Origin of the sequence: Kushneria phosphatilytica (assembly GCF_008247605.1) — a bacterium.
In the GTDB taxonomy this organism is placed as follows: Bacteria; Pseudomonadota; Gammaproteobacteria; order Pseudomonadales; family Halomonadaceae; genus Kushneria; species Kushneria phosphatilytica.
On record NZ_CP043420.1, the window covers coordinates 1407175 to 1423182 of the forward strand.

General features: G+C 56.7%; 15 protein-coding genes. 11 read left to right on the top strand and 4 right to left on the bottom strand.

The window, feature by feature from the left end:
* Positions 1-266 precede the first annotated feature (266 nt).
* Both FY550_RS06270 and mdoH read left to right on the top strand, forming a co-directional pair.
* Positions 267-1853, top strand: coding sequence for a glucan biosynthesis protein G (locus tag FY550_RS06270; RefSeq protein WP_233350284.1), 1587 nt, complete (start codon positions 267-269; stop codon positions 1851-1853).
* Positions 1846-4344: a glucans biosynthesis glucosyltransferase MdoH gene (gene mdoH, locus FY550_RS06275; RefSeq protein WP_149054425.1), complete on the top strand. Its 2499-nt coding sequence runs from the start codon at positions 1846-1848 to the stop codon at positions 4342-4344. The genes FY550_RS06270 and mdoH overlap by 8 nt, the downstream gene beginning before the upstream one ends.
* A 76-nt stretch (positions 4345-4420) precedes the next feature.
* On the opposite strand, the gene FY550_RS06280 is transcribed toward mdoH, so the two are convergent.
* Both FY550_RS06280 and FY550_RS06285 read right to left on the bottom strand, forming a co-directional pair.
* Positions 4421-6172, bottom strand: a complete 1752-nt coding sequence (locus tag FY550_RS06280; RefSeq protein ID WP_070976773.1) for an NADPH-dependent assimilatory sulfite reductase hemoprotein subunit — start codon at positions 6170-6172, stop codon at positions 4421-4423.
* A 2-nt stretch (positions 6173-6174) separates the two neighbouring features.
* Positions 6175-7989: an assimilatory sulfite reductase (NADPH) flavoprotein subunit gene (locus tag FY550_RS06285; RefSeq protein WP_149054426.1), complete on the bottom strand. Its 1815-nt coding sequence runs from the start codon at positions 7987-7989 to the stop codon at positions 6175-6177.
* Positions 7990-8117: 128 nt separating this feature from the next.
* On the opposite strand from FY550_RS06285, the gene FY550_RS06290 reads away from it, so the two are divergent.
* Positions 8118-8723: a nitroreductase family protein gene (locus tag FY550_RS06290; protein WP_070976776.1), complete on the top strand. Its 606-nt coding sequence runs from the start codon at positions 8118-8120 to the stop codon at positions 8721-8723.
* A gap of 49 nt (positions 8724-8772) precedes the next feature.
* Here FY550_RS06290 and FY550_RS06295 read toward each other — a convergent pair whose 3' ends face one another.
* Positions 8773-9780 carry a threo-3-hydroxy-L-aspartate ammonia-lyase gene (locus tag FY550_RS06295; protein ID WP_233350285.1) on the bottom strand — a complete coding sequence of 336 codons (1008 nt, stop codon included), beginning with the start codon at positions 9778-9780 and terminating at the stop codon, positions 8773-8775.
* Positions 9781-9923: 143 nt separating this feature from the next.
* Here FY550_RS06295 and yegS point away from each other — a divergent pair, with 143 nt between their 5' ends.
* From yegS to FY550_RS06310, 3 genes are all read left to right on the top strand, one after another.
* Positions 9924-10835 (top strand): lipid kinase YegS, encoded by a 912-nt coding sequence (gene yegS / locus FY550_RS06300; protein WP_070976781.1) that lies wholly within the window; start codon positions 9924-9926, stop codon positions 10833-10835.
* Between the two features lie 25 nt (positions 10836-10860).
* Entirely contained in the window at positions 10861-11298 is a 438-nt protein-coding gene (locus FY550_RS06305; RefSeq protein WP_070976785.1) for a nucleoside deaminase, read from the top strand.
* A gap of 109 nt (positions 11299-11407) precedes the next feature.
* A complete protein-coding gene (locus FY550_RS06310; protein ID WP_149054427.1) occupies positions 11408-11815 on the top strand; it encodes a hypothetical protein in 408 nt (135 codons plus the stop codon).
* Positions 11816-11959: 144 nt separating this feature from the next.
* Here FY550_RS06310 and FY550_RS06315 read toward each other — a convergent pair whose 3' ends face one another.
* Complete coding sequence (locus FY550_RS06315; RefSeq protein ID WP_070976792.1) at positions 11960-12166, bottom strand: cold-shock protein; 207 nt, start codon at positions 12164-12166, stop codon at positions 11960-11962.
* A 230-nt stretch (positions 12167-12396) separates the two neighbouring features.
* Here FY550_RS06315 and FY550_RS06320 point away from each other — a divergent pair, with 230 nt between their 5' ends.
* The 5 genes from FY550_RS06320 to FY550_RS06340 all read left to right on the top strand — a co-directional run bounded on the left by FY550_RS06320 (position 12397) and on the right by FY550_RS06340 (position 15886).
* Positions 12397-13236 carry a 2OG-Fe(II) oxygenase family protein gene (locus tag FY550_RS06320; protein ID WP_070976795.1) on the top strand — a complete coding sequence of 280 codons (840 nt, stop codon included), beginning with the start codon at positions 12397-12399 and terminating at the stop codon, positions 13234-13236.
* Positions 13233-13712 (top strand): GNAT family N-acetyltransferase, encoded by a 480-nt coding sequence (locus FY550_RS06325; RefSeq protein WP_139148627.1) that lies wholly within the window; start codon positions 13233-13235, stop codon positions 13710-13712. Before FY550_RS06320 ends, FY550_RS06325 begins: the two co-directional genes overlap by 4 nt.
* A 114-nt stretch (positions 13713-13826) precedes the next feature.
* Positions 13827-14234, top strand: coding sequence for an NINE protein (locus tag FY550_RS06330; RefSeq protein WP_233350286.1), 408 nt, complete (start codon positions 13827-13829; stop codon positions 14232-14234).
* Between the two features lie 68 nt (positions 14235-14302).
* On the top strand, positions 14303-15274 hold the full coding sequence (locus tag FY550_RS06335) for a cation diffusion facilitator family transporter (protein WP_084387951.1): 972 nt from the start codon (positions 14303-14305) through the stop codon (positions 15272-15274).
* A gap of 42 nt (positions 15275-15316) precedes the next feature.
* Positions 15317-15886 carry an exopolysaccharide biosynthesis protein gene (locus tag FY550_RS06340; protein ID WP_070976805.1) on the top strand — a complete coding sequence of 190 codons (570 nt, stop codon included), beginning with the start codon at positions 15317-15319 and terminating at the stop codon, positions 15884-15886.
* Positions 15887-16008 lie beyond the last annotated feature (122 nt).

A 16008-nucleotide genomic window follows, 5' to 3' on the forward strand; every position in this document is an offset into this window, starting at 1 on the left:
AGGCACAGCCGACATCCTGTTGTACATGAAATGGCCGTAAGAAAGCGTTTGTACAGGCGTTGTTCCTGCGATAACGGGGCTTGCCGGCACAGTTACCTGGCGTCCTTCCATGCCGATATAAAACATGAGATGTCACTTGATTCGTACGCCGGCGTGATATCATGAAAACGTTGGCGGTCGGGTCCGACTTGTTCAAATGATGAAATTCTGAGAATCTTTGCCGACCTGAAATGGCTGCTTCAAGGATGTTAATGAGGAACCTGCCCGTGATCGTAACTTCCACCCCGACACTTGTTCGCAGGGATGGTTCGCCATTTCGACGCTACGCAGCGCTGGCACTCGGTTTCATGACACTGATTTCCGCCCAGAGCGTATTCGCTTTCGGGTTTGACGATGTCACCGAGAAAGCCAAATCACTGGCGGATCAGGGCTATAATGCTCCCCAGAGCAATCTGCCGGATTCATTGAAGACCCTGCAGTATCAGAAATATTCCCAGGTTCAATTCAAGTCTCAGTACTCGCTATGGCGTGGTGACAAGCTGCCCTTCGATCTGGCCTTCTTTCATGAAGGCATGCACTACGATCTGCCGGTGACCATCAACGAAGTGGTTGGTGATAATGTCAGCAAACTGCACTATGAACCGCAGCAGTTCGATTTTGGCAATTCCGGGATCGATCCTTCGAGTCTGCCTGATGACCTGGGCTATGCCGGTTTCAAGGTCAATTATGCGTTGCAGTCCGATAACAAACAGGAAGTCATGGCGTTTCTTGGCGCCAGCTATTTCCGGGTTGTCGGTGCACATCAACGCTATGGTGTTTCCGCTCGCGGGCTGGCCATTGATACGGCACTCTCCTCGGGAGAGGAGTTTCCGCGTTTCACAACCTTCTGGGTGGTCAAACCCGACAAGGGCGACAAGTATCTGACCATCTATGCGCTGCTGGATTCGCCGAGCGCAACCGGTGCCTATCGCTTTGTATTGCGTCCCGGTCAGGATAGCGTTGTTGACGTGAAGTCGAAGCTGTTCCTGCGCCGTCAGGTAACCAAGCTGGGTATTGCACCGCTGACCAGCATGTACCTGTATGGGCCGGCTCAGCCCAGTGAAAGCCTCAACTTCCGACCTGCCATCCATGACTCCAATGGGCTGTTGGTCAATGCCGCCCAGGGTGACTGGCTGTGGCATACCCTGATGAATCCGAAGAAACTGATGGTGTCGACCTACCCGGCCGATAATCCGCGTGGCTTCGGACTGATGCAGCGCAATCACGAGTTTGATGGTTATCAGGATCTGCAGGATCGATATGATCTGCGGCCCAGTGCCTGGATTGAGCCACAGGGGAGCTGGGGCAAGGGGCAGGTAGAGCTGGTCGAAATCCCCACGCCCAATGAAACCAACGATAATATCGTCTCCTACTGGCGCCCGACCGGTGATCTGCCGACCGATCAGGGCCTTGAATTCGATTACCGCATCAACTGGACCAAAAACGAAGCGCGCTATCACACCGCTGATCTGGGATGGGTGGCTCAGGCACGTCGCTCGCAGGGTGAGACTCGACAGGATAATCTGGTCCGCAAGACAGACGACAGCACCATGTTCGTGCTGGACTTTGTTGGCCCTGAAATGAAATCACTTGATGATAATGATGGGGTCAAGGCCGATGTCACTCTCGGTGATAATGGCAATCTGGTGCGTTCGAGTGTTGAGCCCAATCCTGCCATGGGTGGGTATCGACTCAAACTGAGCGTCAAGGCGAAGGACGCTTCCAAACCGGTCGATATCCGGGCGTTGTTACGCAATGGTCAGGATCAGCCGCTGACTGAAACATGGAGCTACACGCTGCCTGCCAATGGTTGATCAGGACTCTTACCGCAGCCCGGCGCGGACCTATCTCGAGCGCCTCGCGCTCGGGACCCGCAGCCTGAGTGACAGACGCCAATTGCTTGGCATGGCCGAGCAGGATCTGTCGTTTGAACAGGTGCACGCTGAACTCGGCGGTGGCCGAGTGGTTCAGGATGATCCGGCCAGTGCTTCGGTGCTGCGCCGGCTGGAACTGGCCTATGGTTCCCAGCCCCTGGCCCCGCCGGAAGTGCTCACCAGTGATCGCAGTGGGCGGGTATGTCTGAAAACCATGCCGCCCATCAGTCGTACGCCGCTTGCCCCACAACCCTGGACGACCAGCCCGTTCAAGCGTATTGCGAAAGGGATTCAGCTGCGTCGTGGCACCCGTCAGCGTCGTCAGCGCAAGCGCAGCGGCCCTGAAGCCCCGAGTCAGCCACGCTGGCAGATGGTGGGCTCGATACGTCGCTGGACGCTGGTCATATTGACCCTGGCTCAGAGCGCCATGGCAGCCTGGTACATGAGTACGGTGCTGCCTTATCAGGGGGCGCGTCTGCTGGAAGTGGTCGAGCTGGTGCTGTTTGCACTGTTGTTTTGCTGGGTCTCGTCCGGTTTCTGGACAGCGCTCATGGGCTTCTTTCAGTTGCTCAAGGGGCGTGACCGATACAGTATCTCGGCTTCTGCTGCCGGGGATGAGCCGATCGGCGAAGAGGCGCGTACCGCCATTGTGATGCCGATCTGCAATGAAGACGTCAAGCGAGTCTTTGCCGGTCTCAAGGCGACCTACGAATCGGTGCAGCGTACCGGTTACGGTGATCGGTTCGAATTTCACGTACTCAGTGATACCTACGATCCCGATCTGGCCGTTGAGGAAAATCACGCGTGGTTGCGCCTTTGCCGTGAGGTAGGGGGATTCGGCCGCATCTTCTACCGGCGCCGTCAGCGTCGAGTGAAGCGCAAGAGCGGCAATATCGATGATTTCTGTCGCCGCTTCGGTGCCAGGTACCGCTATATGGTGGTACTTGATGCCGATAGCGTGATGAGCGGTTCCTGTCTCAAACGTCTGGTTCAGCTGATGGAGGCCAATCCGGATGCCGGCATCATTCAGTCGGCGCCGATGGCGGCCGGAGGGACCAATCTTTATGCGCGCATGCAGCAATTTGCCACTCGCGTCTATGGTCCGCTGTTTACTGCAGGGCTGCACTTCTGGCAGTTGGGTGAGTCGCACTACTGGGGACACAACGCGATTATTCGTGTTGAACCTTTCATGTATTACTGCTCGCTGGCGCCGCTGCCTGGCAAGGGGTCGCTTTCCGGGGAGATTCTCTCGCACGACTTTGTCGAAGCTGCACTGATGCGTCGTGCCGGGTGGGGCGTCTGGATTGCCTATGACCTGCCGGGCAGTTACGAGGAAATGCCGCCCAATCTGCTCGATGAGTTGCAACGTGATCGGCGTTGGTGTCAGGGCAATATCATGAACTTCCGGCTGTTTCTGGTCCGCGGCATGCACCCGGTGCACCGGGCCGTGTTCCTGACCGGCGTAATGTCCTATCTCTCGGCGCCCCTCTGGTTTCTGTTTCTGGCACTATCCACCACGCTGCTGGCGTTGCATACCATGACGACGCCACAGTATTTCACTGAACCCATGCAGCTCTTTCCGAGCTGGCCGGAGTGGCATCCTGGCAGGGCTGTAGCGCTGTTTTCTACCACCATGACGCTGCTGTTTCTGCCCAAGATCCTCAGTGTGCTGCTGATTTGTATCAAGGGAGCTCGCGATTACGGCGGTAGTGCCCGAGTCGTGCTCTCGATGATTATCGAATCGCTGGTATCCATGCTATTGGCGCCGGTACGTATGCTGTTTCATACCCGTTTTGTGCTTATGGCGCTGCTGGGTATCGAAGTGAAGTGGAAGTCGCCCGATCGCGAGAGCAGCGATACACCCTGGCGTGAAGCTGCCCGACGCCATGGTGGTCAGACCCTGCTGGGGATTGCCTGGACGTTGTTCGTTCTCTGGCTTGATCCACTGTTCCTGCTCTGGCTGTGGCCAATCGTTGGCGCGCTGATGCTGTCGATTCCCGTTTCGGTAATGACCAGCAAGGTTGGACTGGGACTGGGCGCCCGTCGTATACGGATGTTTCTGATTCCCGAAGAGGCCCGGACACCACGTGAGCTTCGCTCGACGCGACACAACGTTCGTTTTGCGCAGCGCCGTCCGCCGGCACCAGGCTTTATCGAGAGTGTGGTCAATCCCATCGACAATGCACTGGCCTGTGCGATGGGGGTAGCGCGTCATGGACATTCGGAAGCCATTGAGTCCAGCCGTCAGGCGCAGGTTCGCCATGCCCTGGTCGGTGGTCCCGAAGGGCTTTCCAACAAGGATCGTCTGCTCCTGCTGGATGATCCGGTCATGCTGTCGCGGCTGCATTATCAGGTATGGGGGCGCAGTGATCGCTATCCGGCCTGGCTGGAAGCGGCCTATGCCGATCAACCGGAGCCCTGGTTCAGCTAGCCATGAGCGGCGGGTTGTAATAAAAAACCCCGACCATGATGGTCGGGGTTTTTTAATGGTCGCTGGAAAGGTGGCTTCAGGTGTCGTGGAAGTCGAGCCCCTGAGTGGTTGCCTTGATCACACCGGCACGAATCACGAAATCACCGAAACATTCACCACTCTTGCGTTCACCGGCATAGCGGTGCAGCAGGGGGGTAAGCTCTTCAAGAATGGTCTTTTCGTCGATGTTTTCCCGATACATCTTGTTGAGTCGGGTACCGGTGTCATTGCCCCCCAGATAGAGGTTGTAACGGCCGATGGCCTTGCCCACAAAACCGATCTCGGCCATGAAAGGGCGACCACAGCCATTGGGGCAGCCGGTCATGCGGATAACGATCGGATCATTTTCCAGCCCGGCATCCTTCATGACGCCATCCAGCTTGTCGAGCAGGGTCGGGAGATAACGCTCGCTCTCGGCCATCGCCAGCCCGCAGGTAGGGAAGGCCACACAGGCGATCGAGTGCTGACGCAAGGGAGACACCGACCGCTCCATGTGATAGCGATCAATGATAGCGTCAATCTTTTCCCGGTTTGACTCGGCCACGCAGGTGATGATCACGTTCTGATTGGTGGTCAGAACGATGTCACCATCGTGAATATCTGCAATGGCACGCAGGCCGGATTTGATATTCATGCCGGCGTGGATGGGATTGTCCACCGGATAGTCGCGAATACGACCGTTCTCGATGAACAGACCATAATGCCATTGGTCGTCCTCGCCCTGGTGCCAGCCCAGTCGATCCCCGGTCGAGTTGAACTCGAATGGGCGCTCCGCGTCCAGCTCGTAGCCGAGGTAGCTTTCGACTTCGGCCTTGAAGTGATCGACACCCATGGCATCGACCGTGTACTTCAGGCGCGCATTCTTGCGGTCATGGCGATTGCCATTGTCACGCTGTACCAGCATGATTTTCTCAGCGACATCCACAGTCTGCTCGACAGTGCAGTAGCCGATAACGGTGGCCATGCGGGGGTAGGTGGCCGGTTCTCCATGCGTGGTACCCATGCCACCCCCCACGGCCACATTGAAGCCCTTGAGTTGTCCCTGCGCATCAACATCGGCCACAAAGGCGATGTCGTTGGTAAAGACATCAAGTTCATTATCGGGTGGAATCGCCAGACCGATCTTGAACTTGCGAGGCAGGTAGTGGCGAGTATAGAGCGGCTCCTGCTCTTCTGCCTCCTGAAGGCCACCGGCCACCAGTTCCTCGCCGAGAAAAATCTCGTGGTAGGCACGCGTGCGAGGCAGCAGGTGAGCACTGATCTCACCAGCCAGTTCATATACCTGGTGGTGTACGGCCGAGAGGTGCGGGTTGGCCGTCGAGGTTACGTTACGATTGACATCACCGCATGCAGCGATGGTATCGATCATGGCGTCATTGACCGTTTTCAGATGCGCGCGCAGATTTTCCTTGAATACGCCATGATACTGAAAGGTCTGACGCGTCGTGATGCGCAATGTGTCGTTGGCATATTGGGTGGCAACGTCATCCAGTGTCTGCCACTGGGCAGCACTGATACGGCCGCCGGGCAGGCGCAAGCGCACCATGAAGGAATAGAGCGGCTCCAGCTTGCGCTGACGGCGTTCGTTACGGACATCACGATCGTCCTGCTGATAAAAGCCGTGGAACTTGGTGAGCTGGGTATCGGCTTCGGAGACAGCGCCGGTCGCTCGGTCATTCATTCCAGCCATCAGACCGCCGCGCAGATAACTGCTGTCGAACTTCAAGCGCTCGTTGGGATGCAGCTCATCAAACGAGATGTCACGGAGTTTGGTGATGATATCGGTCATGGTCAGTATACGTCTCGCTGGTAGCGCCTTGACTGCTGTAGTTCGCGCACATGATTGGCAGCGCTTTCTTCATCCAGGCCGCCATACTGCTGCATGATATCCAGCAGGGCCTGATGAACGTCGGCCGCCATGCGTTCGCCATCGCCACAGACATAAAAATGTGCGCCTTCCTCAAGCCAGGCGTGAATCTCTTCGCCATGTTCACGCATGCGATCCTGAACGTAGATCTTCTCTGCCTGATCACGTGAAAAGGCTACTTCCAGGCGGCTTAACAGGCCTTTTTCACGCCAGTCGAGCCATTCACTCTGATAGAGAAAGTCGGTACGGAAGTGCTGGTCGCCGAAGAACAGCCAGTTTTTGCCCTGGGCGCCACGCTCTTCGCGCTCCTGCATGAAGGCCCTGAAAGGCGCCACCCCGGTGCCCGGACCAACCATGATGATCGGCGTATTATCGTCGTGCGGCAGCTTGAAGTTCTTGTTGTGATCGATGTAGATCGGAATGCGATCCCCCGGCTCGACATGATCGGCCAGATAGCCGGTTGTGACGCCATTGCGGGAGCGTCCCAGCGATTCATAGCGCACCACGCCGACAGTCAGATGTACTTCATCAGGATCGACGTTGTGGCTTGAGGCGATCGAGTAAAGTCGCGGAGGCAGCTTGCGTAGCGCCTGAATGAAGGTGGCAGCATCGAGTTGTTCGACCGGGAACTGCTCGATCACATCAATGATATGACGGCCGTAGCTCCATTCGCGAAATTCCTGACGGGCATCCTCACCCAGTAACCGCCTCAGTTCGGCATTATCACTGAGTTCAGCCCATTTCTCGACGAAGGGACGAGTCAGTGTAGTGACTTCGAAGTCCCTGAGCAGTGCCTCACGCAACTGCCGCCCTTCGCCGAGCTCGCTTTCGGCGTCAAGACTTAGCGCAGCGATCAGTTCATCGACATAATCGGGATCGTTCTGCGGTACGATACCGACGGCATCGCCGGGCTCATAGACCAGTCCGGAGTCTTCCAGTGACAGCTCGATATGACGTGTTTCCTTGCTGGAACCATCATCATTGAGCAACACGGCATCGAGCACTTCCGCATGAAAGGGATTGCGCTTCGACCATTGTGATTTTTCTCCACCGGTACTTGCCGGGGCTTGCGATGTGCCCGCGGCAGCGGCGCTGGCGCCGCCAGTCAGTTCACCCAGCTTCGATAGAGCGTCTTCGATCCAGGCTTCGGCGGCATCTTCATAATCGACATCACAATCGACTCGGTCGAGGAAGCGCTCAGCGCCCAGCTCCGCAAAGCGGGCATCAAAATCCTTGCCCATCTGGCAGAACTGATCATAGCTGGAGTCACCCAGTCCGAGTACCGTGAACCGGGAGCCTTCCAGTTTTGGTGCCTTGCGGCCGTTGAGCAGCTCATGAAACCCGATCGCCGGGTCCGGTGGCTCACCCTCGCCGTGGGTGCTGACCACGACCATCAGGTTGAGCGGCTCCTTGAGTTCCTTCTTGCCGAAATCGGCCATATCGGCGAAGCGCACTTCGAAACCACGAGCCTTGGCACGATCGCGCGCCATCTCGGCAACGCCCTCGGCATTACCGGTCTGACTGCCGAACAGCACCACGACTTCCGGCGCTGAGCTGGCGGTATTGGCCTGAGTTGACGCCTCCACCGGGGTGTGCGCTCCTGAAGCGCCGAGTCCGGCGAGATACCCACTCAGCCAGGTCATCTGATGGCCATCCAGACCTTGCAGCACCTCATTGAGGCGTTGCGCCTGGTCGGCGCTCAGGGGACTGTTGGTATCGAGTAGGGGGCCTTGCGACATCGGGTTATTCCTCATCTCGTCCCCGGGGCGGGAAAATGCATGCTAGCGATTGGCCCCTCGAATTAAAAGGTATAAATGATAATGCTGTTATTCGAAAATGAATTAAAAACGCCACAGGGAGAAGCCAGATGACGTGCACCACCTCGCCTGATTCATGGGCGGCTGACTCGCTGGTATCGATGCTGGATCAGCGATGCAGTCGGCGCACATTTGGTGCCTCCCCGCTTGCTGCCAGTCATCTGATACGTCTGCTCTGGTCAGCGCAGGGCGCTACCAGTAAAGGAGGGCGCACCACCCCTTCGGCGCATGCTTGCTATCCACTGAGCGTGGCGACTTATTGTACGCATGTCGAGGGGATGTCGCATGGACTCTATCGCTACCATACCGATCAGAACAGGCTGGAAGCGCTGCCGTTGGGCGCTGATTTTCATGTCGAGCGTTTGGGGGTTGGTGCGCAGCCCTGGCTGAATGAGGCTCCAGCGTTGATGTTGATTGGCGCTGATACTGGCAGGATGAATCTGCATTTCGCTGATCAGGGTGCAGAACGCGGGGCACGCTTTGCTCACCTGGAGGCCGGTGCCGCGATGCAGAATGTGCTGCTGATGGCAGAGACGATGGCCCTGGCTGCTGTCTGTGTTGCGGGTATTGAGGAACATGCACCGGAGTTTCGTCAGGCATTTGATGACACGGTCAGTCCACTGATGGTGCTATGCCTCGGGGAGCGCAGTGAGTAAGCGTTTGCGGCATCTGACAGCAGACGAGCGAGTACTTCAAGGGTAACTCTTATGCCTGTTCTGTCAGCAGTCGAGCGTAGCGATCGGGATCGATGTTGCCACCGCTGATCAACACGCCGACTCGCTGGTTGGATACGTCGATCAGACCCTCAAGCAGAGCCGCCGCCGCCAGGCAACCGGTCGGTTCGACGAACTGCTTCATGCGTTCGGCAAAAAAGCGCATGGTGCGTGTCAGGGCAGTATCACTGACCGTTAAAATGTCGCTGACCTCACGACGAATAATGGGAAAGGTCAGGTGACCGAGATGCGTGGTGGCAGCCCCGTCTGCCAGGGTGCGGGGTGCTGGAATGGTCACGATTTCCCCGCGCGCCAGGGACTGCTGGCCGTCGTTGCCGGCTTCCGGTTCGACGCCGATGAGTCGACAATGCGGTGATAACTGCCTGGCGACAAGTGCGCTGCCCGCCAGCAGGCCGCCTCCCCCCAGGCAAACCAGCAGAGTGTCAATCTCGCCGGCCTCCTTAAAGAGTTCCATTGCGGCCGTCCCCTGGCCGGCTATGACATCGGGATGGTCATAGGGAGGAATCAGGCTGAGTGCTTCACGCTCTGCCAGATCACTGGCAATCGCTTCGCGATCCTCGTTGTAACGATCGTAGAGCACTACCCGAGCGCCATAAGCACGGGTCGCTGCCAGTTTGGCGGGCGGTGCATCTTCCGGCATGACGATGGTGGCGGTGGTCTGCTGCTCCCGGGCGGCAAGCGCCACTGCCTGCGCATGATTGCCTGACGAGTAGGCCAGCACGCCCCGGCGACGCTGCTGCTCATCCAGTCTGGCAATGGCATTCCAGGCGCCGCGGAACTTGAAGGCTCCGATACGCTGGAGATGCTCGGCCTTGAAAAGAACTTCAGCACTGACGCGCTCATTGACGGTTCGACTGGTCAATATCGGCGTATGATGGGCCTGCCCTTGCAGGCGTTGGGCTGCACGGCAGACATCGTCGAAATCGGGTTCCATCATCTGAAGCAATCCATCGGTGGCATCAGTCGCCATGAATGCCATGATAATGTCGGTATGGCAAGTTCAGCTGCATATCGACATGGTACATGTCGTTATGGCACCACATCCGAATGAAAGAGGGCGTGGTACTGGCGCCATGGTAACGGATATACCAATAGCAAGGCCGGTCAGGGAGAAGAATACGCGTGAGCATCTGGTTGATCATCAATGGCAAGGCGGCTGATGACCCCGGCCTCCAGGATGCCATCAGAAGAACCCGGGAATCGGGCGTTGCAATCGAACTTCGTGTAACGCAATCCGGTGATGATGTCGTTCAGTTTATCGGCATGGCGGTGGAGCAGGGCATCAGGCGTATCGCGATCGGTGGAGGGGACGGGACACTCCATGAAGCCGTCAATGCCCTGATGCGGCATCCCGTGGAAAAACGCCCGGAAATGGGGATCATCCCCATGGGTACGGCCAATGATTTTGCCACCAGTACCGGTATCCCGCTGTCCCCCATGGATGCCTTGTCGCTGGCCACCGATGGCGAGGCCTTCAATATTGATGTGGGGTGTATCAATGACCTTTATTTCATCAATCTGGCTTCAGGAGGCTTTGGTGCCAGGGTGACCAGCACTACCCCGCCGAAACTCAAGAAGATGCTGGGCGGGGGTGCCTATTCACTGGTGGGGGCCATGCGTGCCTGGCGTTTTCAGCCGTTTGAAGGTCGATTGATCCTGTCCGATCGGAATGTAGAGGCGTCACTGATTGTGCTTTCAATCGGCAACGGACGACAGGCCGGTGGGGGCCAGGAACTGGCGCCCAGGGCATTGCTCGATGATGGCCTGCTGGATGTACTGGCTGTAGAGTCCTTTCCGTTGTCGCGGATCGGTCAGGCCATTCGGGAACTGAACCATCTTTCCGACCAGGGCAGCGTGGTGCGTTATTACCAGCTGACCTCAATGCAGTTCGATAGCCGCCGAGCATTGCCGGTTAACCTGGATGGCGAGGCGCATGAGTTCACTCAGATGAGTATCAGCATTCGTCCCGGGGCGATTGCCGTTATCCTTCCCGAAGAGTGCCCGCTACTCGGTCATCGAAACCGTGCGGTGTGATTGCAGGAGAGATCAGGAGCCATAAATGGATAGATTCATGCAGGCGGCCATCGATGAGGCGCGTCGAGGTTATGAAGAGGGGGGCATCCCCATTGGTTGTGTCATCGTTCATGACGAACAGATTATCGGGCGCGGACATAATCGGCGAGTACAGCAGGGCAGTGCGACGCGTCATGGTGAAATCGATGCACTGGAGCAGTGCGGAAGACAGCCGGCAACCGTTTATCGGGAGAGTCGTCTTTATACGACGCTTTCGCCCTGTGTGATGTGTTCCGGGGCGATTGAACTTTATGGCTTTCGGCACGTCATTGTGGGGGAGAACGTCAACTTCATTGGTGCCGAGGAGCGATTGCGTTCGCTTGGGATTACCGTGGATGTACTGCAGGACGAAACCTGTATCGAGCTGATGCAGCGCTTCATTCGTGAGCGTCCCGAGCTTTGGCATGAAGACATCGGAAAGTAGCCAGGTTACTGATAAGCTTCAGCTTGCATGTCTCGGATGGCTTTGCTGGAATGAATCAGCACAGGGAGTCAATGGGTCAAATGTCGATCCGCTATCATGGAGATATGTAATGAGCAGGAAAACATTGGCGATTGTCGGTACTACCTTTTTCATGGCGCTGGGCCTGGCCGGTTGCGGCGGTGGAGATGATCAGAGCGACGACCAGCAGCAGTCCGGCGGCAACGAGACCAGCCAGTCTCAGCAGCAGAGCTCTCAGGGTACCGGTAGTGAACAGGGCGGTAGCACTTCCGACTCCATGGACAACAGTGACTCTGCCTCCAATCAGCCGGAATCGATGGGTTCAGGTGGTACCTCCGGTCAGATGTCGGATGACACCAGCTCCAGCATGAACGGCATGAATGAGGACAGCATGAATGCCGAAGGTTCCAACGATAATGGTGCATCCACTTCGGATGGAATGAATCAGGGTAATGAAGATGATCAGCAACAGGGTACTGGTTCTACCAGCAGCCAGTGATCGTGTTGATTGAATGGACCATTGGCCGCCTCGTATTGTCCGGGGCGGTCTTTTGATATCCGATAGCCGTTGGCTGGAATATCGGACATTAAAAAGCCCGCCTGAAGGGCGGGCTTTGGATCGGTCATTCAGACTGACAATTGTTCAGTCGATAACCTTGATGTTGGCAGCTTGAAGGCCTTTCTTGCCCTGAGTCACCTCGAAGGAGACCTTCTGGCCGTCCTGGAGTGACTTGAAGCCTTCAGCCTGAATTTCGGAAAAGTGCGCGAAGAGGTCGTCGCCACCATCATCCGGGGAAATGAAGCCGTATCCCTTGGTGTCATTAAACCACTTGACGGTACCGGTTGCCATTGTCGATTTCCTTGCTGTCTTGACGATAAAGCCGAGCCGTGGCCCGAAAAATGCGTTGGGCTTTCAGGGGACTGACGCTCGGAAATCGAAAAATCGACCGTAGCTGACGACATCCTGCCTGCAAACCTACGCGAAGGAGCATGCGCCAGTGCCCGGGGAGCGTCAAGCTAATTTTGCATCCCGCGTACACCGGCTAATATGCCTACGAGAATACATTAGAGGCAAAGTCCATGCAGGTCCAGAACGTCGATTATGAAAGCGCTGAAGCTGCACAACAATTCACCCGCTCATTGCGTGAAACCGGGTTCGGTGTCATTCGCAACCACCCTGTATCGCAGACTCTGGTTAATCGTATCTATCGGGATTGGCAACACTTTTTTGAAAGTGACGCGTGTCTTGACTGGCGTTTCGACCCGGTAACCCAGGATGGTTATTTCCCCCCCGATGTCTCGGAAAAGGCCAAAGGGCAGCAGGTACGTGATCTGAAGGCCTATTATCATGTCTTCCCCTGGGGCAAGGTGCCGCCTGAATTGCGCCCGGATATCGAGACCTACTATCAGCAGGTACAGCAACTGGCTGCGCAGCTGCTTGGCTGGATCGAGGCCTGTACGCCTGAATCGGTAGCAGGGGAGTTCAGTGAACCGCTTTCCTCCATGATCCATGACAGTCAGCAGACGCTGCTGCGGATTCTTTATTATCCTGCACTCAGTGGCAGCGAAGAAGCGGGTGCGGTACGTGCAGCTGCCCATGAGGATATCAACCTGATCACTGTGCTGCCGGCTTCCAATCAGGCCGGGCTTGAAGTTCAGGACCGTTCAGGCGAGTGGCTCGAGGTTCCCTGCGATCCCGGTCAGCTGATCATCAATGTCGGTGATATGCTGCAGGAAGCCTCGGGTGGCTACTATCCTTCCACTACTCATCGGGTCGTCAATCCGACTGGAGAAGCTCGGCAACATCCACGATTGTCACTTCCGCTGTTTTTGCATCCTCGCCCCCAGGTTGCTCTTTCATCCCGGTATACGGCAGGGCAATATCTTGAGGAAAGATTACGGGAGCTGGGCGTGCTGTGAGCGAACTTCCTCAAATGCCATTCTGGCCGGACTACTGGCGTCCGGCCACCTCCGAGGCTGACGCCCGATTTGCCCAGCGGCTGGTGGAAAGCACCATGGCGCCTTACTGGCGGGCACGTCAGATGGTCTTCAGCAAGCAGCTGTTCCGTCAGCAGTGGCGCCGAATCGAAAAAGCGATTCTGGTGCAGCAGGGTGAGGCTGTTGGTCTGATCGCCTGGGATGCTCATGAAGACATTCATCACTTGCGAGAGCTTCATCTGATCGAATGCTGGCGTGGACGCGGCCTTGGCAAGCGCACACTGGAAGACTGGATTGTTCGCCAGCGCTCTTTGGGCGCCCGGACATTCCGTCTCAAGGTTTTTGCCGATAATCCTGCCAGACGACTCTATGAGCGGGTTGGTTTCCGTCCTGCCTATCAATCCAGTGATATTTCCGGGCTGATGGGAATGTCACTTTCCGTTGATGCGCTGCCCTGAATGAATTGAACCCGAGCACTATCATCCCCATTGACGGGGCATACGTCGTGGAGGCTGCCACTCAGCGCCATGATCCACACAGGCATGACCGAGGGCCGGGATTTGAATACAACCGTGACCAAGACTTCGGATACCCACAATGTGTTGCTGGGCTATCTGCTCTGGCTGTTCGGTTTTCTAGGGGCGCATCGCTTCTATTATGGCAAGCCGATTACCGGCACCATCTGGTTTTTTACCCTGGGGCTGTTCTTCATCGGCTGGCTGATTGATCTATTTCTGATTCCGTCGATGGATCGTGAAGCGGATACACGCTTCGTGGCTGGTCGCAGCAGTTACACCATCAGTTGGGTCTTGCTGACCTTCCTTGGCACGCTGGGTGTGCATCGCATGTACATGGGGAAATGGATCACGGGCATTCTTTATCTGCTCACGGGCGGCCTGTTTCTGATTGGTGTGCTCTATGATTTCTGGACGCTCAACGATCAGCTGTCCATGCAGCATCTACGTGAACAGGGTTACTAGCAGGGAATGCAGCGCCCGACTCATGGGCGCTTGTACCAATTTTACCAACAAGACACAGGACGTCTGACATGGCATCGGAATCGAAGGCGGTCGTATACGCCGCCATGGGGGGCAATTTGCTGATTGCCCTGACAAAGTTTATTGCTGCCGCGATTACCGGTAGCGCCGCCATGCTTTCCGAGGGTATCCACTCGGTGGTTGATACCGGCAATCAGGTGCTGTTGCTACTGGGGATGCATCGCGCCAAAAAACCTCCGAGTCCGCAATTTCCGTTTGGACACGGCAAGGAGGTGTATTTCTGGAGCTTTGTCGTTGCCATTCTGATCTTTGCCATTGGTTCCGGCGTTTCTCTTTACGAGGGCGTGTTGCACATCATGGCGCCGGAGCCGATCAGTTCCCCCATGGTGAATTACGTCGTACTGGGACTTGGCATTCTGTTCGAAGGCGCTTCCTGGCTTTTTGCACTGAACAGTGTGCGCAAGACCAAAGGCAAATGGAGTTATGTCGAGACGGTGCGACGGGGCAAGGATCCTTCGCGCTTTGTAGTGCTGTTCGAGGATTCCGCTGCGCTGCTTGGCCTGTTTATCGCGCTGCTCGGCGTCTTTCTGTCGCAGCTGACCGGCGTTCACATGTTTGATGGCATCGCATCACTATTGATCGGGCTGATTCTTGGCGGTACCGCGGTATGGCTGGCCATTGAGACCAAGGGGTTGTTGATTGGTGAGAGTGCCAATCAGCATGTGGTCGAGGATATCCGTCGTGCCGCCGGTGAGAGTCGGGTCGTTGAGGCGGTCAATGAAGTACTGACCATGCATATGGGCCCCAACTTCATTCTCGTCAATTTGAGCGTGCGCTTTCGCCGGGATCTGACGGCCGAGTCGCTGGAAAAGGCGATCATGCAGGTGGACCGGGCGATCAAGGAAGCACATCCTGACGTCAAGCGGGTTTTCATCGAAGCTGAAGAGCGTGCGGGCGTTGATGAGCGCGAAGAACCGGTCGGCGATCAATCCGGTGACGGAGCAACCCATGCCTCAACGTAATGGATACCATCCGCTTTCCTGCAGTTCGAATGGAGCCTGACATTGAGTGAAACGGAAAAACTGACCGAGCTGCTGGAATCGCTGGACCGTAATCACAGTGGTGACACCGTCAGCATCGGCGATATCGTGGAAAACTTTGCTTCGCGTGGTTTTGCGCCCCTGTTGGTGGTGCCGGCCATGCTGGCCATGATCTGTCCACTACCGGGTGTGCCCACGGCCTGCGGGCTGTTCGTGGCGCTGGTGGCGATCCAGCAGGTCTTCGGCAGGCGCTCACCCTGGTTGCCACGCCGATTGCGGGAAGTATCGATCGGACAGCAACGATTTCATCGAGCCATCGAGAAGGCGCGTCCGTTCACCACTCGCCTGGATCGCCTGCTCAAGCCACGGCTCTCTTTCATCGATCAGCCTGCGGTCGAACGCATCATCGCCATTCTGGTGGTTCTGCTGGGGCTCTCGATGGCACCTCTGGAGCTGGTGCCCTTCGCTGCTGCACTGCCCAGTGCCACGCTGTTACTGATTGCGCTGGGCATGGTGGCGCGTGATGGTCTGGTGATGATCATTGCATTGGGCATTGCCTTTATAGGGCTTGCCTGGATTGCACTGATCATTTGACGAGTTCTCGTCTCGGGTGTCACTGCGGCGGGCCGAGGCGAATCCCCTGTCCTTTTTTGCATGTCGCAAAGCGCGCTGACAACTCTTGCAGCATTGGAAATATCCTGTCGAGGGTATTGGAG

Excerpts from the sequence above, each read along its gene's own strand:
- mdoH (WP_149054425.1), top strand. The coding sequence starts at position 1,846 with ATGGTTGATCAGGACTCTTACCGCAGCCCGGCGCGGACCTATCTCGAG.
- FY550_RS06280 (WP_070976773.1), bottom strand. The coding sequence starts at position 6,172 with ATGACCGATATCATCACCAAACTCCGTGACATCTCGTTTGATGAGCTG.
- FY550_RS06285 (WP_149054426.1), bottom strand. The coding sequence starts at position 7,989 with ATGTCGCAAGGCCCCCTACTCGATACCAACAGTCCCCTGAGCGCCGAC.
- FY550_RS06290 (WP_070976776.1), top strand. The coding sequence starts at position 8,118 with ATGACGTGCACCACCTCGCCTGATTCATGGGCGGCTGACTCGCTGGTA.
- FY550_RS06295 (WP_233350285.1), bottom strand. The coding sequence starts at position 9,780 with ATGGCATTCATGGCGACTGATGCCACCGATGGATTGCTTCAGATGATG.
- FY550_RS06305 (WP_070976785.1), top strand. The coding sequence starts at position 10,861 with ATGGATAGATTCATGCAGGCGGCCATCGATGAGGCGCGTCGAGGTTAT.
- FY550_RS06310 (WP_149054427.1), top strand. The coding sequence starts at position 11,408 with ATGAGCAGGAAAACATTGGCGATTGTCGGTACTACCTTTTTCATGGCG.
- FY550_RS06315 (WP_070976792.1), bottom strand. The coding sequence starts at position 12,166 with ATGGCAACCGGTACCGTCAAGTGGTTTAATGACACCAAGGGATACGGC.
- FY550_RS06320 (WP_070976795.1), top strand. The coding sequence starts at position 12,397 with ATGCAGGTCCAGAACGTCGATTATGAAAGCGCTGAAGCTGCACAACAA.
- FY550_RS06335 (WP_084387951.1), top strand. The coding sequence starts at position 14,303 with ATGGCATCGGAATCGAAGGCGGTCGTATACGCCGCCATGGGGGGCAAT.